Raw genomic sequence first — 25,851 nt, 5'->3', positions numbered from 1 at the left:
TGCGCATCTTTGCCAGCTATCTGCGAAATGGGCACCCTGCCGGATGATCAGCTTTGAGAGCTATCAACCTCAGGGTAGACGGCGGTCTTTTTCACCACACCGTAGACGAAACTGGTGTCAATCGAACTGATGCCGCCGATGGGATGCAGGCGCGCGCGTACGAAGCGTTCGTAATCTTCCAGATCGGCCACCACCACACGCAGCAGATAATCGGCAAGGCCAGTCATCACGAAACATTCCAGAACCTCAGGCGTGCCACGGACCTGGCGTTCAAAGTTGGCCACCACGCTTTCGGTATGGTTCTCCAGGCTGACCCGCACAAAGACCGTGACCGGCAGGCCATAGACCTTGGCATCAACGTCGATGCTATAGCCTTGAATGACATTGCTGCTTTCAAGAATGCGCAGCCGGCGCAGGCAGGGAGAGGGTGAGAGGTTGACCTCCGCCGCGAGATCGAGATTCGTCATCCGCCCATTGCGTTGCAAGGCCCGTATGATGCGTCTGTCCGTCGCGTCCAATTTTGGCTTCTCTGGCATATTATGCCAATCCTTATGCTGTCTGAAGGTAAATTAGCAACTAATCGCCCAGCTGACCATCCTAAGATGCTGGAAACACATTAGGGTGATTTTCATGAAAAAGACCGACTCCAGCTTTTCGACACGTGCAATCCACCATGGCTATGACTCGCAGTCGCAGCAGGGGGCGTTGAACCCGCCGCTTTATCTGACCTCGACCTTTACCTTCGACTCCGCCGAGGCGGGCGGCGAGATGTTCACCGGTGAGCGCGAGGGGCATTTCTACAGCCGCATTTCGAACCCGACACTGGACCATCTGGAGCAGCGCATCGCCAATCTTGAGGGCGGCGAAGCCGGGCTTGCGACCGCTTCCGGCATGGGCGCAATCACCTCGACTCTATGGTCGTTTCTAGCGGCCGGGGATGAAATCATCCTAGACAAGACACTATATGGCTGCACGTTTTCCTTCATGACCCACGGGCTGCCACGATTTGGCGTCAATGTGCGTCTGGTCGATATGACAGATCCCTCAAATCTGGCAGAGGCGATCAGCCCGAAAACCAAACTGGTCTATTTCGAAACCCCGGCAAATCCCAACAATCGCCTGATCGACATCGCGGCGATTTCCGAGATCGCGCATAAAGCTGGTGCAAAGGTGGTTGTCGACAACACCTTTGCCACGCCGGTGATCACACGCCCGATAGAACTGGGCGCCGATATCGTGGTGCATTCGGCAACGAAATTCATCAGCGGCCATGGCGATGTGATCGCCGGTCTGGTTGTCGGCTCCAAGGAGGACGTCACCCAGATCCGTCTTGTCGGGCTGAAGGATATGACCGGTGCGGTGATGTCACCCTTTAGTGCGATGCTGTTGATGCGCGGTTTGAAGACGCTTGAACTGCGAATGGAGCGTCACTGCAAATCCGCCCGCAAGGTGGCTGAGGCGCTGCAATCCCACCCGGCGGTGGAGCGGGTCTATTACCCGGGCCTTGACGGCTTTGCACAGAATGAACTGGCCGCGCGGCAGATGTCGGGCTTTGGCGGGATGATCCCCTTTGAGGTTGTTGGTGGCAAGGCTGGCGGTATCGCCATGATGAACCGGCTGGAGCTGGTCCAGCGCGCGGTGTCGCTGGGCGACGCCGAAACGCTGATCCAGCACCCGGCCAGCATGACCCATTCGACCTATACCCCCGAAGAGCGTGCAGAACATGGCATCGCCGAGGGGCTGCTGCGGATGTCAGTTGGGCTTGAAGGTGTCGATGATATCATCGACGATCTGATGCAGGCGCTGTCTTCGCATAACGCTTACGCCGCCGCCTGAGTATGGCGGCCCCTGGTGGGGTGTTTCATTCCGCCAGATTTGACAGGTCCCCTCCGCATTCGTGCGGGAGGGAGAGTATCTTCACCTAATCAATGAGTTGACCCATGACCTCTTCAGTGGCCGCGCCGATACCTTCCTCCGAAACGCTCAAGACGATCGAGCAGCGGCTATTGTGGCTGTCCCACTGGATGATCCACAACGCCAACCACCTGCGCCCCAAGGCGGACGGCATCAAGGTTGGCGGTCATCAGGCCAGCTCGGCTTCGATGGTGTCGATCATGACCGCGCTCTACTTCAGCGCGCTGCGGCCAGAGGACCGGGTGGCGGTGAAACCCCATGCCTCGCCGATCTTTCATGCGATCCAGTATCTGATGGGCAACCAGACCCGCGAGAAGATGGAAAACTTCCGGGGCTTTGGTGGCGTTCAGAGCTATCCGAGCCGCACGAAGGATATTGATGACGTGGATTTCTCCACCGGCTCCGTGGGGCTTGGGGTGGCGATCACTTCCTTTGCGTCGATGGTCCAGGATTATGTTACCGCGAAATCCTGGGGATCCGATGCGCCAAAGGGGCGGATGGTCGCGCTTGTCGGCGATGCCGAACTGGACGAGGGCAATGTTTACGAATGCCTTCAGGAGGGATGGAAGAACGACCTGCGCAACACCTGGTGGATCATCGACTATAATCGCCAGTCGCTGGATGGGATCGTGCGCGAAGGGCTGTTTCAGCGGATCGAGAAGATCTTCGACGCCTTCGGCTGGGATGTGGTGAAGGTGAAATACGGCGCCTTGCAGCGCGCCGCCTTTGAGGAGCCGGGCGGTGACAAGCTGCGCCAGTGGATTGATGACTGTCCCAATCAGACCTATTCGGCGCTGACCTTCATGGGTGGTGCTGTCTGGCGTCAGCATCTGCTGGATGATCTGGGCGATCAGGGCGACGTCAGCGCGCTGATCGAGCGCCGCTCCGATGCAGAGCTGGCAGCCTTGATGGAGAACCTCGGCGGCAACTGCGTTGCGACCATGGCCGAGACATTTGCCGCCATCGACCATGACCGCCCGGTCTGTTTCCTCGCCTATACGGTCAAGGGCTGGGGTACACCCATTGCCGGCCACAAGGACAATCACGGCGGGCTGATGAACAAGACCCAGATGGCCGAATGGCAGCGCTATATGGGGGTTGCCGAGGGGCAGGAGTGGGAGCCCTTTGCGACCGTGCAGAACCCCGCTGCATTGCAGAGTTTTCTGGATCAGGTGCCGTTTTTTGCAAACGGGGCGCGGCGTTATCACGATGCCCGCCTGCCGGTGCCGACAGTCGAGGTGAAAACCGACCGCGAGATGTCGACCCAGATGGGCTTTGGCAAGATCCTCGATGATCTCTCCAAAGGTGACAGCGACCTTGCCGCGCGCATTGTGACCATGTCGCCGGATGTGACGGGGACCACGAACCTTGGCCCCTGGGTGAACCGGCGCAAGCTCTTTGCACGTAAGGCGCAGGCGGATGCCTTTATCGAACACAAGATCCCCTCAACCGCGAAGTGGGAGTTCACGCCAGAAGGCCAGCATATCGAGCTGGGCATCGCCGAAATGAACCTGTTCCTGCTGCTGGGGGCTGCCGGCCTGTCGCAATCGCTGTTTGGCAAGCGGCTGATCCCTATCGGCACGGTCTATGATCCCTTTGTGGCGCGTGGCCTCGATGCGCTGAACTACGCCTGTTATCAGGATGCCCGCTTCATGATCGTGGGCACGCCTTCCGGCGTGACCCTGGCGCCGGAAGGCGGTGCGCATCAATCCATCGGCTCACCCCTCATCGGGATGAGCCAGGACGGGCTGGCCGCCTTTGAGCCGGCTTTTGTGGATGAGCTGGCGGTGATCATGGAATGGGCCTTTGATTATCTTCAGCGCGACGGCGAGGGCGATCCGGATGAACGCACCTGGCTCCGGGATGAGACCGGCGGTTCCGTCTATCTGCGCCTGACCACCAACCCGATTGAACAGCCGGGCAAGCGGGTTGATGACGCCTTCCGTCAGGGCGCGATTGATGGCGCCTATTGGCTGAAGCAGCCGGGGCCGAACTGCGATGTGGTGATTGCCTATCAGGGGGCGGTTGCGCCGGAGGCGATCAAGGCCGCTGCCGCCATCGGCGAGGGACGCCGCGATGTCGGCGTTCTGGCGGTGACCTCGGCCGACCGGCTGAACGCAGGCTGGACTGCTGCGCAGCGGGCCCGGGCGCGCGGTGTGCCGCAGGCACAAAGCCATATCGAGGCATTGCTGGCGGAGCTGCCGCGTCACTGTAAACTGATCACGGTGATCGACGGCCACCCGGCGACGCTGAGCTGGCTGGGCAGTGTGCAGGGCCATCAGAGCATTCCGCTGGGGGTCGAGCATTTCGGTCAGACCGGCACCATCGCCGATCTCTATCGCCACTTCGGCATTGATGCGCAGGCGATCACCGAAGCGGCCGATGGGCTGACCGCAGGCAGACGGCTGAAGGTCGTATAGCAACCTCGACCCAATGCAGCGCCAGCCCTGACCGATTGGCAAAGGTAGGAAAGCGGCAGGCATCCGTGCGCCCCCGCGCATCCCGTCGCGCAGGCCCCGCCACCGCCCGCTGGGATTGAGAGGCCAATATAATAACGGCTCCCGAAGTGATCTTCGGGAGCCGTATGTGCTGAAGGTCGGCAGGCGGGCCAAGCGGGAGTTCGGTGCCGTCGCATAGGGTGCCCCCTATCTGCACTACGTGGGCCTCAACGAAATCACGATACGTATAGATCGATAACTTTGCGGGCCTCAGCGATCACCTCTTCGCGAAATGCGGCTGGCCCATGGACCTCGGCCTCAGCGCCCAGAGATAGAACGTCACGGATGGCCTTTACGCCAACCTCCATTTGTACGTTTACGCAGAACCATCCTTTTCGTTTCGGGATCAGAGCAGGGGACTGCGGTGCAAAACCCATTTCGTTCAACATGCGCAGGCCTGTTGAACTGACATGAAGTGCAACGGATTGAGACTTCAGCCGGTGCTCGAAATCTGCGATCCAGCTGTTCCAAAAGGCGCTGATATCAAAAGTCGTCGGGCGTGAGAACGTGTCGTCAAGAACCTTGATGCTCCGGATATTTGCAATCTTGTAGACACGTGGGGTTTCGACGAGCGCAACGAGATACCAGTTACCGGCTTTCAGGACAATCGCCAGGGGCGATACAACGCGGTCCACGACGCCTTTCCAGCTCTCGTATTCTATCGACAGTCGCCGTTCGTTCCACACCGCAGCGGCAACCTCCGACACAAATGGAGCAGTGTCCTTCTTTCGATACCAACCCTGCGGATCCAACAAAAACCGCTCGGAAACAACAATGGCCTGATCGCGCGCGGGACCAGAGAGCGAAGCCATGACTTTTAGCTCTGTTTGGCTCGCAGCTTTCAGCAAACCCAGATCATCCAATGCAGAACCAAGCCCAGCCAGCAGCAGGCTGCGTGCTTCATCCGCATCAAGGCCTGTCAAACGGGTCTGGTATCCATCCATCAACCGATACCCGCCGCCTCGTCCCCGCTCGGCGAAAACCGGGACACCTGCATAGCTCAGCTGATCGATGTCCCTGTGGATCGTGCGCAAGCTGACCTCAAACTCATCGGCCAATTGCTGTGCCGTCATCAGGCCGCGGGTTTGGAGAAGCAACAAAATTGACAGTAAACGAGAAGATTTCATCTGCTCTCTCAAAAACATGACACGAAGTGTCATGTTATGTCGTTCATAAGCACTCTTGTCACGAAAGATAAGGGAGACACCATGCACACCGATCGCGACCCCACGGCGACAACCGCTGTTGAGAATGATTTTGACTTCATGTTCGGGTCTTGGACTGTAAAGCACAGACGCTTGAAGGAGCGGCTAACCGGCTGCGATGATTGGGAGGTTTTCGATGGCCTGTCGCAAACGCAGCCAATTCTTGCAGGCAATGGAAATATTGAAGACAACTTTGTCGGGTTTCCTGGGCAGCCTTATCGCGCGATTGCGTTGCGAAGCTTCGATCCTGGTTCAGGGGTGTGGGCAATCTGGTGGCTCGACGGTAGATCGCCCCACATGCTTGATACACCGGTAAAAGGTGCATTCACAGGAGATATCGGCGAATTTCGCGCGAATGACGTGTTGAATGGGCAGCCTATAATAGTCCGATTTCTTTGGAAAAAAGGGTCGGTGCCGCGATGGGAGCAGGCGTTTTCAACCGACGATGGAACCACATGGGAAACCAACTGGACGATGGACTTTACACCGGCTGCCTGATGAACGACAGGGTTCTGCCGGATAACGGGCTTTGGGACGGAGCGCAGAAACGGTCAAACGGGCCCACAACCGCCGCTGAGGAATACGCAGCATCCTTCCCGAAAAGCCGGTGTTGATCTGGATAACACAAAGCCCGGACCGCAAGATGCGCTCCGGGCTTTTGATCTTTTCGTCGCAGATGGTGTGGCCACGACGTCAAGAGCCGGTGATTGGCTCTGCGGGCGTGTCATGAACTGCCGTCAGCTGGCGTCGGCATCGACCTCGCGAAAGATGCCGACCAGTTTGGTGACGTCCCCGTTGTCATCGCGGATCGCCATGCCTTTGCTTTCGACGCGGATCTCGACGCCGTCCTTGCGGATCAGGCGTTTGACAAAGCGGAAGCCTTCACCGCTTTCGATGGCTTCGGCGACATTGCGTTTGACGTCCTCGCGATCATCGGGATGGAAGAAGGCAATCGCGCTGTCGATATCCGGCACATAGTTCTCTGGCGTCACACCGTGGATCTCATAGACTTTCGGTGACCAATAAGGGGCCTGAGAACCGGAATCGATGGACCAGAAACCGATCCCGACCATCTCCTGTACCAGTTCGGCCTGTGCCAGCAGCGCCTCGGCGCGCTGGCGGGCCTCGACGGTTTCGGTGACATCGGTGCCGATGGTGAAAACCGTCGGCTCTCCGGTGATATGGTGCGGGAAGCGATGCCGGTCCATGTTGATCCAGCGCTCTTCGCCGCCATCGGCCAGTGTCACCTGACGCAATTCACTGTCAAAGCCTTCGGGCTCGTCCAGGACCGCGTCGTCCTGCTCGAACATCTCCTTGCCCGCGTCATTGTCTTTGATGAGTGAAAACACATTTTTCGACAATGCCTTGTCACGGCTGAGGCCCAGCAGCTCAGCATAGGCCTCACTGATGCGCAAGATTTCACCGCTGCGGGTCCGGTTCAGCAACAGCAGTTTCGAATTGTCGAGGATCATCTCCATCTCATGCGCCATGCCGGGGAATTCCGACACCACCATGGTGACGCCAAGGATCTGCCCGTTGACATCGAAGTAGGGCGAGCAGGTCAGCCGGATACGGGTGCCGCGCGAAGTGAATTCCTCGGTGACGGTCTGGCCAAGGCGCAGCGCCTCGCTACAGATCGGCGCCAGGATCGGGAATCCTTCCGGCAGGGCGCATTGGCTGATGTGCGGGCTGGAGATGGGCCGCCGGATGTTGAACATCCGGGTCGCCGCCAAAGTCGCCTGAGTGATCTGAAGCGCACTGTCGGCCACAACAATCGCCAAGGGCGTGCTTTCGAGCACCGAAATCAGCTCGCCGGTGCGTCCGCTCAGCTCGGACGCCGTCACCTGCAATTCCTCGTTGACGGTGATCAGCTCCTCGTTGGTGGACTGGAGCTCCTCGTTGGAGGTTTCCAACTCTTCGTTGGTGGCCTGCAACTCTTCATTGGTGGATTGCAGTTCTTCGTTCAGAGATTGCAGCTCCTCATTCGAGGTTTCAAGCTCCTCGATGGTCTGCTGCAGTGCTTCGCGGGTGGTTGCAACCTCATTCTCCAGATTGCGGATCCGCTCAAATGTCGCGTCACCTTCCTCGCCGACGAACGGAGCCTGATCGATCTTGGACCGGTCTACGGTCACCGGGGTGAACACCACCAGCGCTGCACGTTCGCTGATCTCCTTGGCCACGATCGGGTAGACGTCGAGCCGGATTTCCTCATCGTCAGTCTCGGCAAGAAGGTGGCGGACACCGCCCTTATGGGAGCCGTTCTTCAACGCGATGGTAATCAGGCTGCGGGCTTCTTCGCGCAGCGGGCTGCGCAGCAGATCAAGGTGCATCCGCAGCGAACTGGTCTCATTCACCTCAATGAACTGGCTGACCGAGCCATAGACACGCGCGATGGAGAAATCTTCGGTCACCAGCAGGGAATTCTTGCCCAGCGACTGCGCCAGCGCCTCGAACAGCTGGCGATCGGTTGATGGCGCCTGCTGCGATGGCGGTTTGATGGTTGGACGCTGCGCCATCATCGGGATCGACGGCATGTTATAGGGCTGCTGCGACTGATGGGCACGCAGGGAGCGTTTGCGATAGACATGACTGGCTGAGCGGTCCTGCACAAACAGCTCATCCGATCCGGCGACGCTTTCTGCGGTGCCGAGGAACAGCAGACCATGCGGTGACATCGCGTAGTGGAAGCGCGACATGACCTTTTGCTGAAGCGGATTGCCAAAATAGATCAGTAGGTTCCGACAGCAGATCAGGTCCACCTTCTGAAATGGCGGGTCCTGACAGACGTTGTGGTCCGAAAACAGAACCGCATTGCGCAGATTGTCGACCACCCGGACACCATCGGTCTGCCGGATAAGGTATTTGTCAGCCAGCTCCGAGGGGATATCGTTGAGTGCGGCGAGGCTATAGACTCCCTTACGGGCCGTCTTCAGCGCGTCCTTGTCGATATCCGTGGCAAAGATCTGGACCCGTGATTTCAGCTGGTTGGTCGGATTGCCGAGCGCCTCTGACACGACCATGGCGATGGAATAGGCTTCCTCGCCGGTGGCGCAACCCGCAACCCAGATCCGCAGGGGGCCGGGGCCGCGATCCTTGATCAACTGCGGCAGCAGAGTCTTCAGAAGCTCGAATTCCTCGCGATCACGAAAGAACCGGGTGACGGAGATCAGAAGATCCTTGAACAGCGCATCCACCGCATGGGGGTTGTTGCGGCAGAACTGCGTGTATTCCTCCTGGGTTTCGATCCCCAGGGCGATCATCCGCCGCTCGATACGACGGCTGATTGTTGTCTGCTTGTAGTCGCGGAAATCGACACGGGTGCGCGCAAGAAGGATCTGCAACAGATCCGAAACCGGTGAATCCCTCAGACTGTTTTCGTGGCGAAACGAGGAAAAGTCACGCGGCGAGGAAAGGATCTTCTGTAGATTGGTGCCAATATCCTGCGGCCGCAGCACCAGATCAACGCAGCCGGTCTGCACCGCTGCTACCGGCATGCCGTCGTATTTCGCGCTTTCGGCGTCCTGTGCAATGGTGATGCCGCCAGCCTCGCGGATGGCCTGCACACCATAGGCCCCATCGCTGCCGGTGCCGGACAGGATGATCGCCATAGAGTTGTCGCCGTTCTGCTCCGCCAGGCTGACCAGAAAGCGGTCGACCGACGGGCGCGGGGTGCCGGGTTCGGCATTCGGATCCTGCAAGAGATGCAGACGGCCTTCGGAGAAGATGACATCGCTTTTGGGCGGCGTGATATACACGACATTCGCTTCCGGCACGGTGCCGTTTTCGATGGTGCCAACTTTCAGCTGGGTCTGCCGCGCGACCAGCTCGGTCATCAGGCTTTTATGGTGTGGTGACATGTGTTGCACAACAACATAGGCGGCAGGCGCATCCACCGGGAGAGTCGCGACGAGCTCTCGGATGGCTTCCAGTCCACCAGCGGACGACCCGATTCCGATGATTGTCAGGTCATTCTTCGTTTGCGTTGTCATATGCGTGCCTATCGTCTACCATATGTAAACCTCTTATCCTCTAGATCGATGTCAGGTCCATGGCAAATCCCGATCGGACTGAGGTTTTGACCGGACGATGCGTCTACCGTCACGGATGAGCAATCGAGGAGGCAACATAATGCAATTAATGGTTGTATAAAGCTTGACGTGGAATGTTACTCCAAACTACGCTGCTTAAACGGTTTGTAAACTACTCCTAACTACATATTAAAGACATCTCCAGTTATACAGGTTGGGTGTAATGAACGTTGTTGCCATGACTGACAATATGGATGCTGGAGAGGATCAGCGCAGGTTCATCGTGAACCTTATGGCTCAGAAGGGGCAGCTGCCCTTTGTCCGCTCTTGCGAGGTGGTCAGCCCGACATTCCGCAATCGCACATCCTTCGTCAAATCACTGGCGCTGGAGGAGGTGTTTTGCGACTCCATCGCCGAGGGGTTGAACGACTGCGTTAAGATGCTGTCGGGCGAGACACAGGTTATTTCGCTGCCGTCGCTGATACTTGAAGTTCCGGGACTCGTCCTTGCCGGGGCGCATATCCTGGCAACGGTCGACGATGACGGCAGTCAGTCCATTATTATCAGGTTCCGGATTAGCCTTGGCGGTATTGGCTATGCGTTCCGTCCCGACGTGGGCTTTGGTGCCGGGCTTGAAGATCTGACGCGTGAGGTGAGCGCACAGGTGCTCACCGATCTTGCGCTGCCATTGCTGAATGTCCTTTCGGCGACCGAGGCGGGTCTGGTCGATGCCGAAACCGCAATCGGCTCGCTCAGCCGGCAGCTTGCGGATCGTGTCCATGAGATTCGCTTCCAGATCGAACTGGTGAAGCGCTATACAGACGGGTTGGAACGGCAGCGCAACAGCTGCACCGCCGCAGAACCCGCGCCAAAGCAACTGCGTCAGCTCAGCTCCGGCTGACACTTGCACCGCAAGGGGCGTTAATCCCGCAATGTCGCTGCAAATGATGGCCCCACATCTTCTGAATATCTGGCGTCAATCGTCATGGTGGCTGCTCTGCTTGCGGATCTAGGTGCAATGGATTCCACCGCTGAATATAATGCCTTACCAAACAGGCGGAGACGCAAGGCCGGTTGAGTGAATTGCCTGACAGGTTGTATTCAGCCGTTCTTATCGGGCGGTTCAACAGCCTGTTTTCACGGCAATGCGGGGGCGGGGCGCCTGCACTGACCACAGGCCTTCTCGCCAAGGGCGGAGCGAATGCCTCGCTTGCATAGTCGTGCCACGTCAGGAGGCGCGTCAGCTCCGGTAAGTTTTAAGGTTAGATATTTTAATCTTGAAATAAATATCCACTTCGGCCTAGGCTTGCCAAAGCGGCCGGTGCAACGGCCGGTGGACGGAGCGCAGCCCGATGGGTGTGCGGGGATCTGGACGGCAGCCATATGCTGACCGCTGTCATCGTGGCAATGCCATACATCCCCGTAAAATGCTGGCGCCGCGCGGTCCAATCGGAAAGAGTAAGCAGCGAAGAGTCACCACAGAAGTGACCTTCATTGCTCAGATAGATCAGGGAGATGGACCAATGACGACACTTAAGACCATGGCGCTTGCCGCAGCGGTTTCGACGCTGGCCTTGGCCGCCGGCGCCGAGACAAAGATTGGCATGATCACAACGCTATCCGGCGGTGGTGCAGGACTGGGTGTCGACGTGCGCGACGGCTTCATGCTGGCAATGGAACAGGCCGGCCGCGACGACATCGAGGTGGTCATCGAGGATGATCAGCGCAAGCCAGAAAGCGCCGTACAGATCGCCGACCGCATGATCCAGTCCGAAAAGGTTGACATCATGACCGGGATCATCTGGTCCAACCTCGCAATGGCAGTGGTGCCCGCGGCGACGGCTCAGGGCGTGTTCTACCTGTCGCCCAATGCAGGCCCCTCCGCATTGGCGGGCAAGCGCTGCCATGAGAATTATTTCAACGTCGCCTGGCAGAATGACAACCTGCACGAGGCAGCAGGTGCCTATGCCAATGACGCGGGCCTGAAAAACAGCTACATCCTAGCCCCGAATTACCCCGCTGGTCAGGACGCGCTGACCGGCTACAAGCGCATGTATAAAGGCGAATTGGCGGGCGAGACCTACACCAAGCTTGGCCAGACCGACTATGCCGCAGAGATTGCCCAGATCCGCGCATCCGGTGCCGACAGCGTCTATTTCTTCCTGCCCGGTGGCATGGGGATTTCATTCCTCAAGCAATACGCCGACAGCGGTGTCGATCTGCCCGTTGTAGGTCCGGCCTTCAGCTTTGATCAGGGGATCCTGCAAGCAGCCGGCGGCGCCGCGCTCGGGATCAAGAACACCTCGCAGTGGAACAAGGATCTCGACAACCCGGCCAACACGGCCTTTGTTGCGGCCTTTCAGCAGAAATACGAGCGTCTGCCGTCGCTCTATGCAAGCCAGGGCTATGACACTGCCAACCTCATCCTGAGCGCGCTGGACAAGGCAAGTGTCGATGACAAAGTCGCCTTCCGCGCCGCGCTGAAGGCGGCAGAGTTCGACTCCGTCCGGGGAGATTTCAAATTCGGCGACAACCATCACCCGATCCAGAACATTTATGTTCGTGAAGTCATTCAGGAAGGCGATGTCTACACCAACAAGATCATCGCAACAGGTCTGGAAAATCACGCCGACGCCTATGCGGCAGACTGCAAGATGTAAAACCATCTGAGTGATGCGGGCCAGTGGAGGACACCGGCCCGCATATCACAAACCCAGTTGTTGCGGAGGCACGCTGCCTCTGCCTTGGTGGAACTGTCACATGTCCCTCATTCTAATATTGGAGCAGATCCTGAACGGATTGCAGTTCGGGGTGATGCTCTTCCTCATGGCGGCTGGCCTGACGCTGGTCTTCGGCGTCATGGGGCTGATCAATCTGGCGCATGGTGCGCTTTATATGGTTGGCGCCTTTGCCGCTGCCATTGTCGCGGGCTGGACCGGTTCCTTTGTGCTTGCGCTGGTGGCCAGTCTCGCTGCCGCCGCAGCCGCCGGCGCGCTGGTCGAACTTCTGGTGATCCGCAAGCTTTATGATCGGGATCATCTGGATCAGGTGCTGGCGACCTTTGCGCTGATCCTCATATTTTCTGAAGGCACACGCTGGGTCTTTGGCTCCTTTCCACTGTTCCTCGATGTGCCGAGCTACCTGTCGGGGCCCGTCACCCTGCCGGGCGGTATTCAATATCCACTCTACCGGCTGACGATCATTCTGATCGGGCTGGTGGTGGCGGCTGGTCTGTTCTGGCTGATCGCGCGCACGCGGATCGGCATTCAGATCCGTGCAGGTGAGAATGATCGCGAGATGATCGCCGCACTTGGTGTAGATATTTCAAAGCTCTACACGCTGGTCTTCGCGCTTGGGGCAGCGCTTGCGGGCCTCGCCGGCGCATTGGTCGGGGCCATCCAGTCGGTCCAGGTCGGCATGGGAGAGCCCGTTCTGATCCTGGCCTTTGTGGTGATTGTCATTGGCGGCATCGGCTCGATCAAGGGGGCGCTGGTCGGCGCGCTTCTCGTCGGGCTGACGGATACACTTGGCGGGGTGTTCCTGCCGCAGTTATTTGGCCTGTTCATGGAACCTGCAAGCGCGACATCCATCGGAGCATCGCTTGCGTCGATGCTGATCTACATCCTGATGGCCGCAATTCTGTTGGTGCGCCCATCCGGTCTATATGGGGGACAGCATTGATGGCGCACGAAAAACTGTTGAACGCGGCGGTGATCCTGCTGCTGTTGGGAATTCCGCTCTGGGCGCATTTCGCCGGCGACCCCTTTGTGATCACGCTCGCCACCAAGGTGGCAATCCTGGCGCTGGCAGGCGTCGGGTTGAACATCGCACTTGGCATCGGCGGGCTGGTCAGCCTGGGCCACGCGGCGTTCTTTGGAATTGGCGGCTATGCGATGGGGATCCTTGCCGCCCATGCGCAGAACTACGAGCCGCTGGCACAGTGGCCGATGCTGATAGAAGGCACCAACCAGATGCCGGTCATTTGGCTGGTCGCGGTTCTTGTCAGTGCCTTTGCTGCATTGGTCATTGGTGCGCTTAGCCTGCGCACATCGGGTGTCTATTTCATCATGATCACCTTGGCCTTTGGTCAGATGCTGTATTACTTCGCCATCAGCTGGACCGCCTATGGTGGCGAGGATGGTCTGTCGATCTGGGTGCGCAATGAATTCCCCGGCCTCAACACATTGGTTCCCTTGCAGTTCTTTCTGGTCTGCTATGTGATCTTATGTGCTGCGCTGTGGTTTGCGTCGCGTCTGGCGCGGGCGCCTTTTGGTCTGGCGCTGGCAGCTGCGCGGCAATGCGAGGCGCGGGTGGAGACGGTCGGGATTACGCCCTACAAACTGCGGCTGACGGCTTTTGTCATCTCTGGCGCGATCACCGGTCTGGCGGGGGCGCTATTTGCGGATCTGAACCGCTTTGTCAGCCCGACCATGCTCAGCTGGCACACCAGCGGCGAGATCATGATCTTTGTCATCATCGGCGGAGTTGGCCGCCTGTTTGGTCCGGTCATCGGCGCGGCGCTGTTCATCCTGCTTGAACACTTCCTCGGCGGGATCAGCGATTATTGGCAGATCTACCTTGGCGGTCTGTTGCTCATCATCGTGCTATATGCCCGCGGCGGCGTGATCGGCGCAATCAGCGGACGGGAGGTCGCCCATGACTGAGGTGCAGAGGTCAGAGCAGGTTCTGAAGGTCAGCAATCTCAGCAAATCCTTCGGCGCATTGCAGGCGAGCAAGAACATATCGCTTGATCTTCGGGCGGGGGAAATTCATGCGCTGATCGGCCCAAATGGAGCAGGGAAATCCACACTTATCAAACAGATATCCGGTGAACTTCGACCGGATAGCGGATCAATCTCCCTGCTAGGCCAGCCGGTTGACGAACTGGATCGCGTGGCGCGGGCGCGGATGGGGCTGGGCCGGACCTTTCAGATTTCGGCCCTCGCGATGGAGTTCACGGTGCTGCAAAACGCGGTGCTTGGCGCATTGGGCGCGCGGGGCGGCGTGTTCCGGTTCCTGGGCAATGTCATGAAGGACAAGGCGCTGGTGGCACAGGCAGAGCACGCATTGGACCGTGTCGGACTGAGCAATGAGGCGGCGCGGCGCACGGCAGATCTCTCTCATGGGCAGCGCCGCCAGCTGGAGGTGGCCGTTGCGCTCACCATGGCGCCTAAGCTGTTTTTGATGGATGAACCCATGGCCGGGCTTGGGGCTGGCGGATCACAGGCGCTTACCGGGTTTCTCGACCAGCTGCGACAGGAGGCGCCAATCCTGTTGGTGGAACACGATATGGATGCGGTTTTTGCGCTTGCTGATCGGATCAGCGTCCTGGTCTACGGCGAGGTGATCGCAACCGGCACCACCGATGAGATCCGCAACCACCCCGAAGTCCGCCGCGCATATCTGGGTGAGGAGGAGGCGGTATGACGCTGTTATCGCTTAAGAACGTCACGGCCTCTTATGGTCCGTCTCAGGCCTTGTTTGGGGTCGATCTGGAGATCGGCGAAGGTGAGGTTGTCGCGCTGATGGGGCGCAATGGGATGGGCAAATCAACCACGATCAAGACCATCTGTGGAATGTTGCCCGCAAGCGACGGGACGCTGTCCTTCGCCGGACAGAACCTGCGCAAACTGCCGTCGCACAAAATTGCAAGGCTCGGCGTTGGTCTGGTGCCGGAGGGGCGGCGATGCTTTGCACCGCTGACAGTGGAGGAGAACCTGACCGCCGCGGCGCGTCCGGGCCCATGGGATTTTTCCATGGTTGCGGATCTTTTCCCCCGTTTGGCGGAGCGTCGCGATCAGACGGCGTCCTCCCTGTCGGGCGGAGAGCAGCAGATGCTGGCCATCGGACGCGCGCTGATGATCAACCCAAGACTATTGATACTGGATGAGGCAACCGAAGGTCTGGCCCCGGTGGTCCGTCAGGAGATCTGGGCCGCTATTGCCCGACTGAAACGCGATAGCGGCCTTGCAATCCTGGTGGTGGACAAGACCCTGCGCGAACTGGCGGCCGTGGCGGATCGCGCGGTGATCCTGAACAAGGGGGTGACGGTCTGGACCGGCGGCATGGCCGCGCTGACGCCCGACTTGAAAGACCGCTATCTGGGCGTCTAGGCGCTGCCGCGGCTTGGACTTGTGATCTGGCTTTGCTAGGCAGGGCAAAATCCTCGGCCAAGGAGCCTGACATGCCCGCCATCACCCTCTGCATTCCGGCCTACGCAATGGGCGGCGACGGTGCGCGCTACCTTCAGGACTCCTTTGAGCACCTTTGCAATCAGAGTTTTACTGACTTTGATATCGTCGTCTCCGATCAATCCGATGACACCGCGGTAGAGGATGTTTGTCGATCCTACGAGGATCGTCTGTCGATCACGCATCTGTGGAACCGCGAGGGGCTGCGGCAGGCCTCCGCCAATGTGAACAACGCTATGGCCCATGCCACGGGTGAGGTGATCAAAGTGTTGTTTCAGGATGATTTGATTATAGATCCCAATGGATTGTCCCATATTCATGATGCAATGGGGCAGGGCGCTGACTGGTGTCTTTGCGGCTCTGGTGTGACGCGGGATGGCAGCAGCATCCTGCGCCCGATGGTGCCCCGTCTGAGCGCGCGTTTGCATTTTGGCAAGAATACCGTCTCAAGTCCCTCGGTGCTCGCAATGCGCCGCGCTTCGGCGCTGGAGTTTGACGAACAGCTGATCTGGCTGATGGATGTCGACCTGTATAAACGGTTGTGGGACACCTACGGCGACCCGGTCATTGTGCAGGGGACCATCATTGCCAATCGCATGCACGACGGGCAGGTCAGTGCCTCTGTCAGCAAGGCGCTGCGACAGAAGGAACTGCGCTACGTCGCCCGGAAATTTGCCCGCAGCACCACGCTGCGCGGCTGGCTAGAGTATCTGCGGCAGCGTCTGAAGGCGCTGTAATCCAAGGCATGGGGTGACGGGCAAATCGGCCTTTGCCCGTCAACTATCTCAATGGCTTAGCGGGGCAGGTGAATGTTGAACTGCTCACGTATCGCCTTGTCCAGAACCGGATCGAACTGTGCCTGCGATGGCTCCGCGAGGATCTCAAGCTTGCGCGCAATGGCCTTGGCCACGAGATCAGGTTTGTCGATCTCCACCCATTCCTTTGGCGATGTGCGATCAGCCAGAGCCGGGTAGATATAGTCGGTCTGCATACGTCCCAATGTCTGGTCCGACCCCAGATAATGCCCCGGCCCGCCGATACAGGTGGCGCGGATTGTCTCCAGGCTGACCGAATCTTCGTCAACCTCGATGCCGCGCACGCAGCGCAGGGCCTGCCCGATCAGATCATCCCCGAGGATCAGCGACTCCAGACAGAAGCCGAGCAGTGAGGCGTGCATTCCGGCGGCCTCGTAAACCATGTTCAGTCCTGACAATCCGGCCAGAACGTTGGAGCACATCTGCTCCCAGCCGGCCTGCATGTCCGGCATCTTGGCATCGGCAATACCCGCTGCTGCGCCACCGGGCAGCCCGTAGAAGGCGTGCATCTGTGCACAGCCCGCCGATAGCAGTGCCTGTTCGCCGGAGCCGCCGGACATCGCGCCGGTGCGCAGGTCGGAGACAAAGGGCCAGGTTCCGAAAATCGCGGGCGCGCCGGGCTTTACCGCGTTGACGTAAACCAGCCCGGCGAGGCATTCGGCAACCGCCTGAACAATGGCGCCGGCAATCGGCGCAGGGGCGGTGGCGCCGGCCTGTCCGGCAGACAGCAGCAGAACCGGCATCCCTGCAAGGATCACGGCCTCCATCGCCTGACAGCTTTCGGTGGCGAATTTCATTGGCGGCACTACAAAGCAGTTGGAATTGGAGACAAAAGGCCGTTCGCGCCAGGCCGCCTCTCCGCCCGCGATCATGTGCAGCATCTCCATCGCCGGCGCAACAAAGGCGGGATCCGAGAACGACGTCCCCACATGTTTGGTCGTGCCGGAGCAGCAGGCGTAGATGGTGTTCAGATCCATCTCGAGGTTATCGGTGATATCGCGCGCCACCATGGGCCGTTGCAGGAAGTGGATATTGTCCATCCTGTCGCAGATACGGGCGGCATCGTGCAGATCCTGAACGGTGCATTCGCGGTAGTTTCGCCCGTCGATCTCGACCAGATGGACCGCCGCACCCGCAGTGCCATAATGTACTTTGTTGCCAGATAGATGCAGGTCGTTCTTCGGGTCGCGACCATAGAGGGTCACGCTGCGATTGGCGTTGCGAATTGTATCTTCCACCAGAGCGCGCGGAAACCGGATGCGCCCGTCCTCGCCCTGGATACATCCTGCGGCTGTCAGATAGGCCACACCGGTTGGTGGTGCATCTGCCAGCCCGATCTGTTCCAGCGCGTCCAGGGCCGCCTGATGAATGCGTTCGACGCCGGCATCGCTGAGGGGGCGGTACTGCCCGCCTTCCAGTCCGGGGCGGACCGGGCGCAGGTGATCGGCAAGCGGCGCGGCACGGGCGGCACGACGGGCGGCGCGTCCGCCGCTACGGGCCGCACGAGGGGAGTTCGATTGATCTGTCATTGGGGTCTCTCAGGTTTTGGGGTCGGATCTGATGGGTTCAGATCCGCTGTGGCCGCCCCCGTGCCGCACGCCCGCGAGCCGCCCCGATCGTGCGGCCGATCAGGCTGATGATCCATCGCTCGCCTGACTGTGGTTCCATCTGGATGCCTGTCATATCGACACTCCGCTTCACTCTGGACATCGTTGCACAGCAGGGGGGCGTTTCTGTTCCATTTGCGACCAATGTGAAATTTGCGACAGAAATTTCACGCAGGTCTGGAATTCCCGACCGCTTGCAGCTGCGGGCCGGTTTGGAAAAAATCTAATTAATCAATGAGATTGCGATGCGGTTTTCATCTGCACCAAAGGCGCGATTTCGGGCAATCTCAGGACAGGATCATACTGAACCGAGTGTTAAACATTCTGGAGGATACTGGTCGCAGATGGGTCGTCACGCGCGCTGAACCAGCGCGCAGCCAGAAAAGGGCAGCGCCGATGATACCGGCCATATTACGCACCACGTTGAAGAACCGCCTGTCAGCGGGTCCGGCACGCCGGTCGGATGGTTCTGGCCATCTGTGGCGAGGGGCAGCCGCTGGTCTGGTGCTGAGCATCGGCATGGCGGGGCCGGTTGGCGCTGGCGATTGGAGCGGGTTCTTTCTGGGTGCCTCTATGGCTCGGGTGACCGGTGCCGCGTCTGACGGCGGTTCCACCAGCGCGCCCGGTCTGCATCTGGGGTATGATCACGACTTTGGCCGCGTCATCCTGGGGGGAGAGGTCGAGGTTGATCGCAGCGGTGGGGCAGGCGACAGCCTGGCAGAGGATCAGACACACCGGATCAAGCTGCGGGCCGGATATGACATGGGCGAAACACTGGGCTATGTCACCATCGGATCGGCACGTCGCGAAACAGCGACAGACAGCGACAATGGCGCGGTCTACGGGCTGGGTGTCAGCTATTCTCTCAACCGGGCGCTGCGGTTGAGCGGCGAATACCTGCATCAGGACGCCAATGACGGCGCGGCGCTTCAGGCACCAGCGCGTGATATCCTGTCGATCCGCGCGTCATTTCAATTCTAGCGGCTGACACCCGCCGCACCACGCCCATCGTGTTTCCGCGCCGCGGCGGTTCCTGATCTCGTCAGGTTCGGCGCGGCAAAATCCACCCTTGCCGATCAGCATAGCGCCTTTTCGGGCATGAGCGGCAATTGGCCCGTTGGCGGTTGGGCGGGCGCAGTCTTGCCAGTCGGCAGATCCGCGCCTCAATCCTATCGGCAGGAACCTGCCCTGAGCCCTGATTTTGGGCCAATAGGCGCGCAAGATCTCCAAAAAATCCGCAGGGGGCTGGAACAAAGCGGCCGGCAATCTTCTTTAGGTGAGGCAGACGCGAGAGTAGCGCGTCCAAGCAAAGACAGATGTCGAAAGACAGACAAGGAGAAGTCGAGATGACTCGTATCGTATCCATGGCCGCTATCGCCGCCGCACTGAGCACTCCGGCCTTTGCCGGCAATCTGGAAGAGCCCGTCGTGGCACCAGCACCTGCCGCACCGCCCGTTGTGGTTGCCAATGACGGTGGTGACTGGACCGGTGCCTATATCGGTGGCCAAGTTGGGCAGCTGGACGCAGACACCAGCAATGGCCTGTCGGGAGATGACGTCTCTTACGGTGTTCACGCCGGTTACAACTATGACTTCGGCCGCTTCGTGCTGGGTGGGGAAATCGACTATGACGCCACCGATGTGGATCTGGGCGGCGGCGCTGCCACTGTGGACTCGGTGATGCGCGGCAAGGTCAAGGCCGGCTATGATTTCGGCCCGGTGCTGGCCTATGTGACCGGCGGTGTGGCGCAGGTTGATACCTCCGTCGGCGATGAAGCCGGTGAATTCTACGGCATTGGCGTGGCCTATCGTGTCACCGACCAATGGACCGTCGGCGGCGAAGTTCTGGAGCATGACTTCGACAACCTGGGCAGCACCGGCATCAGCGCCGATGCGACCACCGTGTCGCTGCGCGCCTCTTACCAGTTCTGATGTTATCCCCTCGGGGATGATAGCGGCGCGTCCATTTCGGTGGGCGCGCCGTTTTCATGTGCAGATACCCCGCCCGGATCCACCCGTACCCGCGGTGTCCTCCTGTGGTCGATTTGCAGGCTTGGCGGAGCTATTGCCTTGTGTTATGCAAATCCCATGAACCGGCTGTGCAACATTATTACCTGCTGCATTACCTGCTGAAAAACTCAGCGGGCTGGTTTCTGTCGTTCCCTTCTTTTGAACAAGTTGCTAAGCCCGCGCTGCGCGCCGCTGATCTGCGGCACCCGTTGGGAGATTGGCCTGAGGCGCCCTTGCGTTCCGGTCAGACGAAGGATTTGTGATGACGACGATCAAGCTGCACAACACACGCACCCGCGGCAAAGAGGTGCTGAACCCGATCAATCCCGACGATGTACGCCTCTATCTCTGCGGGCCGACGGTCTATGATCGCGCCCACCTGGGCAATGCGCGCCCTGTCGTGGTGTTCGATGTGCTCTATCGTCTGTTGCGCCATGTCTACGGCACCGATCACGTCACCTATGCGCGCAACTTCACTGATGTGGACGACAAGATCAACGCAACCGCTCTGGCGCGCAAGGAGGCTGGTGCCCCCGGCACGCTTGAGGAGCTGGTGCAGCAGCGGACCGAGGAAACCATCAGCTGGTATCTGGCCGATATGGCTGAACTCGGGGCGCTTGAACCGGATCACATGCCGCGGGCAACCGCCTATATCCCGCAGATGATTGACATGATCGAAGCGCTGATTGCCAAGGGCCATGCCTATGCCGACGGGGCAGGCCATGTGTTGTTCTCGGTCAAGAGCTACAAGGACTACGGCGCGCTCTCCGGTCGCTCAGTGGATGACATGATCGCAGGCGCCCGGGTTGAAGTGGCGGATAACAAGCGCGATCCGATGGATTTCGTACTGTGGAAGCCCTCCACCGATGAGTTGCCGGGCTGGGACAGCCCCTGGGGGCGGGGGCGCCCGGGTTGGCATATCGAATGCTCCGCCATGAGCCACGAGCTGTTTGGCGCGAGTTTCGACATTCACGGTGGCGGCAATGATCTGATGTTCCCGCATCATGAGAATGAAATTGCGCAAAGCTGCTGCGCCCATCCCGAGGGCGATTTTGCAAAGATCTGGCTGCACAATGAGATGTTGCAGGTCGAGGGCAAGAAGATGTCCAAATCACTGGGCAACTTCTTCACCGTGCGCGACCTGTTGGATCAGGGCTATCCGGGCGAGGTGATCCGCCTTGTATTCCTGCAAACCCATTATCGAAAACCGATGGATTGGACCGACAAGAAGGCAAAGGAAGCGGAGGCAACGCTGCGCAAATGGCGGGCGCTGACCGCGGGCATCGAGCCCGCACCCACCGCTGCTGCCGCGGTTCTGGAGGCACTGTCGGACGATTTGAATACAGCAGGTGCGCTTGCGGAGTTGCACAGGCTGGCCTCGGCTGGTGCCGCGGCGGATCTACTTGCATCGGCCGAACTGATGGGCTTGCTGAGTGATGAGATGGGGGCCTGGGCGGCAGGTGAAGATATTGATTTAAGCGCCTATGAAAAAGCGCTTTTCGAGGCTCGAGAGATCGCAATGAAAACCAAGGATTTCGCCGAGGTCGACCGGTTGAAGACCGCCTATCTTACCGCAGGCGTCGAGGTGCGGATGTCCAAGGAGGGGGTCCAGCTGGTGCCGGGGCCGGATTTCGACCCCGAAAAACTCGGCGCGATCTAGCCCCCGATACGGATCCTCGCAGGTGGGCGCCGGGCCCGCCTGCGGCAGAGCCAACAGACAGCAGAGGCCCTCATGACGGGGCAACGACCATACTTTGCCAAGCCATGAGGCCAGCCATGACCAAAGACCGTCTTTACCTTTATGACACCACCTTGCGGGACGGGCAGCAGACGCAGGGCGTGCAGTTTTCCACCGCTGAGAAAGTTCGGATCGCAACCGCACTGGATGGGCTTGGGGTGGATTACATCGAAGGCGGCTGGCCGGGGGCCAATCCGACGGACAGCGGCTTCTTTGAAACCGCCCCCAGAACGCGGGCCACCATGACCGCTTTTGGCATGACCAAACGGTCCGGGCGTTCGGCGGCAAATGATGATGTGCTGGCGGCGGTACTGAACGCCGACACCGCCGCGGTCTGTCTGGTCGGCAAGAGCCATGATTACCACGTGACCCATGCGCTGGGGATCGATCTTGAGGAAAACCTCGACAATATCCGCGCCTCCGTCGCCCATCTGGTGGCCCAGGGGCGCGAGGCGCTGTTTGATGCCGAACATTTCTTTGACGGATACCGGGACAATCCGGACTATGCGCTTGCGGCCTGTCGCACAGCGCTTGAGGCCGGCGCGCGTTGGGTTGTGCTCTGTGACACCAACGGCGGCACCCTTCCGGCGGATGTGGGCCGCATCGTCAAGGAGGTGATCGCGGCAGGGTTGCCGGGGGAGCGTCTGGGGATCCACACCCATAATGACACCGAAAATGCGGTGGCCTGTTCGCTGGCGGCAGTCGACGCCGGGGCGCGGCAGATTCAGGGCACGCTCAACGGTCTGGGCGAGCGCTGCGGCAATGCCAATCTGACAACGCTGATCCCGACGCTGTTGTTGAAGCAGCCCTATGCCGATCGCTATGACATCGGTGTCAGCCGGGAGGCCCTGAGCACTCTGACGGCGCTCAGCCGGATGCTGGACGAGATCCTGAACCGGGTGCCGACGAAACAGGCCGCCTATGTCGGGGCGTCGGCCTTTGCGCATAAGGCGGGGCTGCATGCCAGCGCGATCCTGAAAGATCCAAGCACCTATGAGCATATCGACCCGGCGCTGGTCGGCAATACGCGCATCATCCCGATGTCCAATCAGGCAGGTCAGTCGAACCTGCGCCGGCGCCTGTCCGAGGCGGGCCTGAGCGTCGAGACCGGCAACCCGGCCCTCGCGCGTATTCTGGAGCGGATCAAAACCCGTGAGGCCGAGGGCTATTCCTATGATACCGCGCAGGCCTCGTTTGAGATCCTGGCGCGCGAGGAACTGGGGCAATTGCCCAGTTTCTTTGAGGTGAAGCGGTACAAGGTGACGGTCGAGCGGCGCAAGAACAAATACAACCGCATGGTGTCGCTCTCCGAGGCGGTTGTTGTTGTGAAAGTGGACGGCCAGAAGCTGTTGTCGGTCAGTGAATCCCTCGATGAGACCGGCAGCGACCGCGGGCCGGTCAATGCGCTGGCAAAAGCGCTGACCAAGGATCTCGGCCAGTATTCCAAGGCGCTGGATGACATGCGGCTGGTCGATTTCAAGGTGCGGATCACCCAGGGCGGCACCGAGGCTGTCACGCGGGTCATTATCGACAGCGAAGACAGCAAGGGGCGGCGCTGGTCGACGGTCGGCGTCAGTGCCAACATAATCGACGCCTCCTTTGAAGCGCTGCTGGATGCGATCCGCTGGAAGCTGCTGCGGGACACCGACACGGCTGGCGGCGCGGCTTGATGCTTGCATTTGACGATGATGTGACCGCCTGCGCCGATCTGGTGCAGAAGGGCGACCCGGATCGCTTTGCCACGGTGATGGCTGCGCCGGTTGAAGCGCGGGCGGCGCTGTTTACGCTCTACGCCTTCAACCTTGAACTGGCGCGGGCGCCCTGGGCCTCGGCGGAGTCGATGATTGCCGAGATGCGCGTGCAGTGGTGGCGCGATGTCGGGACAGAGATTGCGGCCGGTGGCCCGGTGCGACGGCATTACGTCGCAACGCCACTGGGGGCGGTGCTGCGGCCTGACCTTGCGGTGCATATTGATGCCATGGCAGAGGCGCGGCGCTGGGACATCTACCGCGACCCCTTCGAGGATGAGGCAGCGCTGGCGGATCACATCGACAAGACGACGGGCGCGCTCATGTGGATGGCAGCGGCGACGCTGGGCGCGCGGGATGAGACGCTTGTGCGCCGCTTCGCCTATGGCGTGGGCGTCGCCAACTGGCTGCGGGCAATTCCGAAGCTGGTTGCCGAGAAACGCGTCCCGCTGCTGGATGGCACGCCGGAGGGGGTGCGCGCGCTGGCGGAGAGCGGTCTTGCAGCGCTGAAGGACGCTCGCTCCAATCGTGCTGCAATCGCAAAATCGGCCTTGCCCGCACTGCTGCCGGGCTGGCAGGCCAGCGCGATCCTGCAACAGGCGGTGGCGGAGCCTCGGCGGGTGGCCGACGGGACCCTGGGCACCAGTGAGTTCCGCCGCCGTGCCAGCCTGATCTACCGGGTCTCCACCGGGCGCTGGTAAGGCATCAGACGCCGGATTGGACCAGATAAGAAAGACGCCTGCGGCTCCCCGTCAGGCGTCTTTTCATGTCGTGCGGTCTCGGCTCGCCGGAGATCAGTGACCGTGAACAGGACGCGGTTTCAGCACCAACCACAACAGCGCGCCGCCCGCCAGCACCAGGAAGGGTGCCATCGCCATATTGACTGCGGTCCAGCCTTCGACCGGGCTGCCACCAGAGCAATTCATCAACCCGCCCGAAGCCAGCGAGGCAAAGGTGACACCGCCAAAGACCAGCAGATCGTTGAGCCCCTGCATCCGGCCGCGCTCATAGCTTTCATGAGCACCCGCCAGCATCGTGGTTGCGCCGATGAAGCCAAAGTTCCAGCCGATACCCAGCAGGACCAGCGCGACAAAGAAATTTTCCAGATCAACGCCTTGCAGGGCAACAGCGCCAGCTCCGCCCAGGATCACAAGGCCCGCGCCGACGATTTTTTCGACACCGAAACGCGCGATCAGATGCCCGGTAAAGAAGGACGGTACATACATCGCCAGCACATGGGCGGTGACGACATCAGCCGCGCTGCCTTCGCTGAAGCCGCAGCCAACAACGGCCAGCGGTGTCGAGGTCATCACCAGGTTCATCAGCGCGTAGGACACCATGGCGCAGATCACTGCAACCGCGATGGTGGGGTTGCGCAACAGCTCCATCCGGCTGCGCCCCCGGGGCGCATCTTCGCTGGGCACCGGCGGTTTGGGGATTTTCAGGAACAGGAACAGGACTGCGCCCAGCACATTGACGGCGACCACGGCCATATAGGTGCCAAGGAAAGGGATCACAAAGGCCTGGCTTGTCGCCTTCACGATCTGCGGGCCGATGATCGCGGAGAGCAGACCGCCAGCCATCACATAGGAAATTGCCTTGGGCCGGAACGCATCAGAGGCGGTATCGGTGGCGGCAAAACGGTAAAATCCCTGTGCACTCATGTAGATGCCGGTGAGGAAACTGCCGAGGAGAAAGATCGGAAACGAGCCGAGGTAGAGCCCATAAGCCCCGATGACCCCACCCAATGTGCCACCAGCGGCGCCAACAAAAAAACCCGCCTTACGTCCGTAGCGCTGCATGATCGCTGAAATCGGCGTTGCCGCCAGCATGGAACCGGCCACAATCAGCGAAATCGGCAGCGTTGCGAAACAGGCATTGCTGGCAAGCGATTGACCTGCGAGACCACCAATGGTGAAGATCATCGGCATCTGCGCACCCAGAAAGGCCTGCGCGAGCACGAGAATGACAACATTGCGCTTGGCGATGCGGTCGTCGGGGAGGGGGAGGCTGTCTGTCATGGCAGATGCGTATCCCCGAAAATCCGACAGGGCAAGATTGATGCTGCATCGGTGCGCTATGCGCGCGAAAAAGACGC

The 25,851-nt window shown here is 59.9% G+C and carries 20 protein-coding genes; 15 read left to right on the top strand and 5 right to left on the bottom strand.

The window, feature by feature from the left end; all coding sequences use genetic code 11:
* Positions 1 to 47: 47 nt before the first annotated feature.
* Positions 48 to 536 carry an Lrp/AsnC family transcriptional regulator gene (locus tag VWY75_RS17665; protein WP_416538795.1) on the bottom strand — a complete coding sequence of 163 codons (489 nt, stop codon included), beginning with the start codon at positions 534 to 536 and terminating at the stop codon, positions 48 to 50.
* A 94-nt stretch (positions 537 to 630) separates the two neighbouring features.
* On the opposite strand from VWY75_RS17665, the gene VWY75_RS17660 reads away from it, so the two are divergent.
* Positions 631 to 1,836, top strand: coding sequence for a methionine gamma-lyase (locus VWY75_RS17660; protein WP_416538794.1), 1,206 nt, complete (start codon positions 631 to 633; stop codon positions 1,834 to 1,836).
* 104 nt (positions 1,837 to 1,940) lie between these two features.
* Complete coding sequence (locus tag VWY75_RS17655; RefSeq protein ID WP_416538793.1) at positions 1,941 to 4,334, top strand: 1-deoxy-D-xylulose-5-phosphate synthase N-terminal domain-containing protein; 2,394 nt, start codon at positions 1,941 to 1,943, stop codon at positions 4,332 to 4,334.
* 254 nt (positions 4,335 to 4,588) lie between these two features.
* Here the strand turns inward: VWY75_RS17655 and VWY75_RS17650 are convergent, their stop codons facing one another.
* On the bottom strand, positions 4,589 to 5,572 hold the full coding sequence (locus VWY75_RS17650) for a helix-turn-helix transcriptional regulator (RefSeq protein WP_416538792.1): 984 nt from the start codon (positions 5,570 to 5,572) through the stop codon (positions 4,589 to 4,591).
* Positions 5,573 to 5,620: 48 nt separating this feature from the next.
* Here VWY75_RS17650 and VWY75_RS17645 point away from each other — a divergent pair, with 48 nt between their 5' ends.
* Positions 5,621 to 6,115 (top strand): DUF1579 domain-containing protein, encoded by a 495-nt coding sequence (locus tag VWY75_RS17645; RefSeq protein ID WP_416538791.1) that lies wholly within the window; start codon positions 5,621 to 5,623, stop codon positions 6,113 to 6,115.
* A 239-nt stretch (positions 6,116 to 6,354) separates the two neighbouring features.
* Here the strand turns inward: VWY75_RS17645 and VWY75_RS17640 are convergent, their stop codons facing one another.
* The gene (locus tag VWY75_RS17640; protein ID WP_416538790.1) at positions 6,355 to 9,606 is read right to left on the bottom strand and encodes a chemotaxis protein CheB; all 3,252 of its coding nucleotides are present in this window, start codon (positions 9,604 to 9,606) and stop codon (positions 6,355 to 6,357) included.
* Positions 9,607 to 9,868: 262 nt separating this feature from the next.
* Between VWY75_RS17640 and VWY75_RS17635 the strand changes: the two genes are divergently transcribed.
* The 7 genes from VWY75_RS17635 to VWY75_RS17605 all read left to right on the top strand — a co-directional run bounded on the left by VWY75_RS17635 (position 9,869) and on the right by VWY75_RS17605 (position 16,573).
* Positions 9,869 to 10,546: a hypothetical protein gene (locus tag VWY75_RS17635; RefSeq protein ID WP_416541676.1), complete on the top strand. Its 678-nt coding sequence runs from the start codon at positions 9,869 to 9,871 to the stop codon at positions 10,544 to 10,546.
* Positions 10,547 to 11,168: 622 nt separating this feature from the next.
* Complete coding sequence (locus VWY75_RS17630; RefSeq protein ID WP_416538788.1) at positions 11,169 to 12,305, top strand: ABC transporter substrate-binding protein; 1,137 nt, start codon at positions 11,169 to 11,171, stop codon at positions 12,303 to 12,305.
* 100 nt (positions 12,306 to 12,405) lie between these two features.
* Positions 12,406 to 13,326, top strand: coding sequence for a branched-chain amino acid ABC transporter permease (locus tag VWY75_RS17625; protein ID WP_416538787.1), 921 nt, complete (start codon positions 12,406 to 12,408; stop codon positions 13,324 to 13,326).
* Positions 13,326 to 14,309 carry a branched-chain amino acid ABC transporter permease gene (locus VWY75_RS17620; protein ID WP_416538786.1) on the top strand — a complete coding sequence of 328 codons (984 nt, stop codon included), beginning with the start codon at positions 13,326 to 13,328 and terminating at the stop codon, positions 14,307 to 14,309. Before VWY75_RS17625 ends, VWY75_RS17620 begins: the two co-directional genes overlap by 1 nt.
* On the top strand, positions 14,302 to 15,072 hold the full coding sequence (locus VWY75_RS17615; RefSeq protein ID WP_340545658.1) for an ABC transporter ATP-binding protein: 771 nt from the start codon (positions 14,302 to 14,304) through the stop codon (positions 15,070 to 15,072). Before VWY75_RS17620 ends, VWY75_RS17615 begins: the two co-directional genes overlap by 8 nt.
* Positions 15,069 to 15,758, top strand: a complete 690-nt coding sequence (locus VWY75_RS17610; protein WP_340545657.1) for an ABC transporter ATP-binding protein — start codon at positions 15,069 to 15,071, stop codon at positions 15,756 to 15,758. Before VWY75_RS17615 ends, VWY75_RS17610 begins: the two co-directional genes overlap by 4 nt.
* 71 nt (positions 15,759 to 15,829) lie before the next feature.
* On the top strand, positions 15,830 to 16,573 hold the full coding sequence (locus VWY75_RS17605) for a glycosyltransferase family 2 protein (RefSeq protein ID WP_416534894.1): 744 nt from the start codon (positions 15,830 to 15,832) through the stop codon (positions 16,571 to 16,573).
* Between the two features lie 56 nt (positions 16,574 to 16,629).
* On the opposite strand, the gene VWY75_RS17600 is transcribed toward VWY75_RS17605, so the two are convergent.
* Positions 16,630 to 18,180 carry a trimethylamine methyltransferase family protein gene (locus VWY75_RS17600; protein WP_416538785.1) on the bottom strand — a complete coding sequence of 517 codons (1,551 nt, stop codon included), beginning with the start codon at positions 18,178 to 18,180 and terminating at the stop codon, positions 16,630 to 16,632.
* Positions 18,181 to 18,654: 474 nt separating this feature from the next.
* Here VWY75_RS17600 and VWY75_RS17595 point away from each other — a divergent pair, with 474 nt between their 5' ends.
* The 5 genes from VWY75_RS17595 (at position 18,655) to VWY75_RS17575 (ending at position 24,454) form a co-directional block, all read left to right on the top strand.
* A complete protein-coding gene (locus tag VWY75_RS17595) occupies positions 18,655 to 19,239 on the top strand; it encodes an outer membrane protein (protein WP_416538784.1) in 585 nt (194 codons plus the stop codon).
* Between the two features lie 365 nt (positions 19,240 to 19,604).
* Positions 19,605 to 20,189 carry an outer membrane protein gene (locus VWY75_RS17590; RefSeq protein WP_416538783.1) on the top strand — a complete coding sequence of 195 codons (585 nt, stop codon included), beginning with the start codon at positions 19,605 to 19,607 and terminating at the stop codon, positions 20,187 to 20,189.
* Positions 20,190 to 20,529: 340 nt separating this feature from the next.
* Complete coding sequence (cysS, locus tag VWY75_RS17585) at positions 20,530 to 21,927, top strand: cysteine--tRNA ligase (RefSeq protein WP_416538782.1); 1,398 nt, start codon at positions 20,530 to 20,532, stop codon at positions 21,925 to 21,927.
* 116 nt (positions 21,928 to 22,043) lie between these two features.
* On the top strand, positions 22,044 to 23,675 hold the full coding sequence (gene cimA / locus VWY75_RS17580; protein WP_416538781.1) for a citramalate synthase: 1,632 nt from the start codon (positions 22,044 to 22,046) through the stop codon (positions 23,673 to 23,675).
* On the top strand, positions 23,675 to 24,454 hold the full coding sequence (locus VWY75_RS17575; RefSeq protein ID WP_340545650.1) for a squalene/phytoene synthase family protein: 780 nt from the start codon (positions 23,675 to 23,677) through the stop codon (positions 24,452 to 24,454). Before cimA ends, VWY75_RS17575 begins: the two co-directional genes overlap by 1 nt.
* A gap of 93 nt (positions 24,455 to 24,547) precedes the next feature.
* Here VWY75_RS17575 and VWY75_RS17570 read toward each other — a convergent pair whose 3' ends face one another.
* Complete coding sequence (locus tag VWY75_RS17570; protein WP_416538780.1) at positions 24,548 to 25,774, bottom strand: MFS transporter; 1,227 nt, start codon at positions 25,772 to 25,774, stop codon at positions 24,548 to 24,550.
* Between the last annotated feature and the right edge of the window lie 77 nt (positions 25,775 to 25,851).

The sequence above is a fragment of the Phaeobacter sp. JH20_08 genome, from assembly GCF_048056635.1.
Lineage (GTDB): Bacteria > Pseudomonadota > Alphaproteobacteria > Rhodobacterales > Rhodobacteraceae > Phaeobacter > Phaeobacter bryozoorum.
The sequence above is the reverse complement of the archived record's forward strand: the minus strand, read 5'-3'. Positions and strand labels throughout refer to the sequence as shown.

Bases quoted from the DNA above. Each gene is read 5' to 3' on its own strand.
- VWY75_RS17665 (WP_416538795.1), bottom strand. From the start codon at position 536: ATGCCAGAGAAGCCAAAATTGGACGCGACGGACAGACGCATCATACGG.
- VWY75_RS17660 (WP_416538794.1), top strand. From the start codon at position 631: ATGAAAAAGACCGACTCCAGCTTTTCGACACGTGCAATCCACCATGGC.
- VWY75_RS17655 (WP_416538793.1), top strand. From the start codon at position 1,941: ATGACCTCTTCAGTGGCCGCGCCGATACCTTCCTCCGAAACGCTCAAG.
- VWY75_RS17650 (WP_416538792.1), bottom strand. From the start codon at position 5,572: ATGACACTTCGTGTCATGTTTTTGAGAGAGCAGATGAAATCTTCTCGT.
- VWY75_RS17645 (WP_416538791.1), top strand. From the start codon at position 5,621: ATGCACACCGATCGCGACCCCACGGCGACAACCGCTGTTGAGAATGAT.
- VWY75_RS17640 (WP_416538790.1), bottom strand. From the start codon at position 9,606: ATGACAACGCAAACGAAGAATGACCTGACAATCATCGGAATCGGGTCG.
- VWY75_RS17635 (WP_416541676.1), top strand. From the start codon at position 9,869: ATGAACGTTGTTGCCATGACTGACAATATGGATGCTGGAGAGGATCAG.
- VWY75_RS17630 (WP_416538788.1), top strand. From the start codon at position 11,169: ATGACGACACTTAAGACCATGGCGCTTGCCGCAGCGGTTTCGACGCTG.
- VWY75_RS17625 (WP_416538787.1), top strand. From the start codon at position 12,406: ATGTCCCTCATTCTAATATTGGAGCAGATCCTGAACGGATTGCAGTTC.
- VWY75_RS17620 (WP_416538786.1), top strand. From the start codon at position 13,326: ATGGCGCACGAAAAACTGTTGAACGCGGCGGTGATCCTGCTGCTGTTG.
- VWY75_RS17615 (WP_340545658.1), top strand. From the start codon at position 14,302: ATGACTGAGGTGCAGAGGTCAGAGCAGGTTCTGAAGGTCAGCAATCTC.
- VWY75_RS17610 (WP_340545657.1), top strand. From the start codon at position 15,069: ATGACGCTGTTATCGCTTAAGAACGTCACGGCCTCTTATGGTCCGTCT.
- VWY75_RS17605 (WP_416534894.1), top strand. From the start codon at position 15,830: ATGCCCGCCATCACCCTCTGCATTCCGGCCTACGCAATGGGCGGCGAC.
- VWY75_RS17600 (WP_416538785.1), bottom strand. From the start codon at position 18,180: ATGACAGATCAATCGAACTCCCCTCGTGCGGCCCGTAGCGGCGGACGC.
- VWY75_RS17595 (WP_416538784.1), top strand. From the start codon at position 18,655: ATGATACCGGCCATATTACGCACCACGTTGAAGAACCGCCTGTCAGCG.
- VWY75_RS17590 (WP_416538783.1), top strand. From the start codon at position 19,605: ATGACTCGTATCGTATCCATGGCCGCTATCGCCGCCGCACTGAGCACT.
- cysS (WP_416538782.1), top strand. From the start codon at position 20,530: ATGACGACGATCAAGCTGCACAACACACGCACCCGCGGCAAAGAGGTG.
- cimA (WP_416538781.1), top strand. From the start codon at position 22,044: ATGACCAAAGACCGTCTTTACCTTTATGACACCACCTTGCGGGACGGG.
- VWY75_RS17575 (WP_340545650.1), top strand. From the start codon at position 23,675: ATGCTTGCATTTGACGATGATGTGACCGCCTGCGCCGATCTGGTGCAG.
- VWY75_RS17570 (WP_416538780.1), bottom strand. From the start codon at position 25,774: ATGACAGACAGCCTCCCCCTCCCCGACGACCGCATCGCCAAGCGCAAT.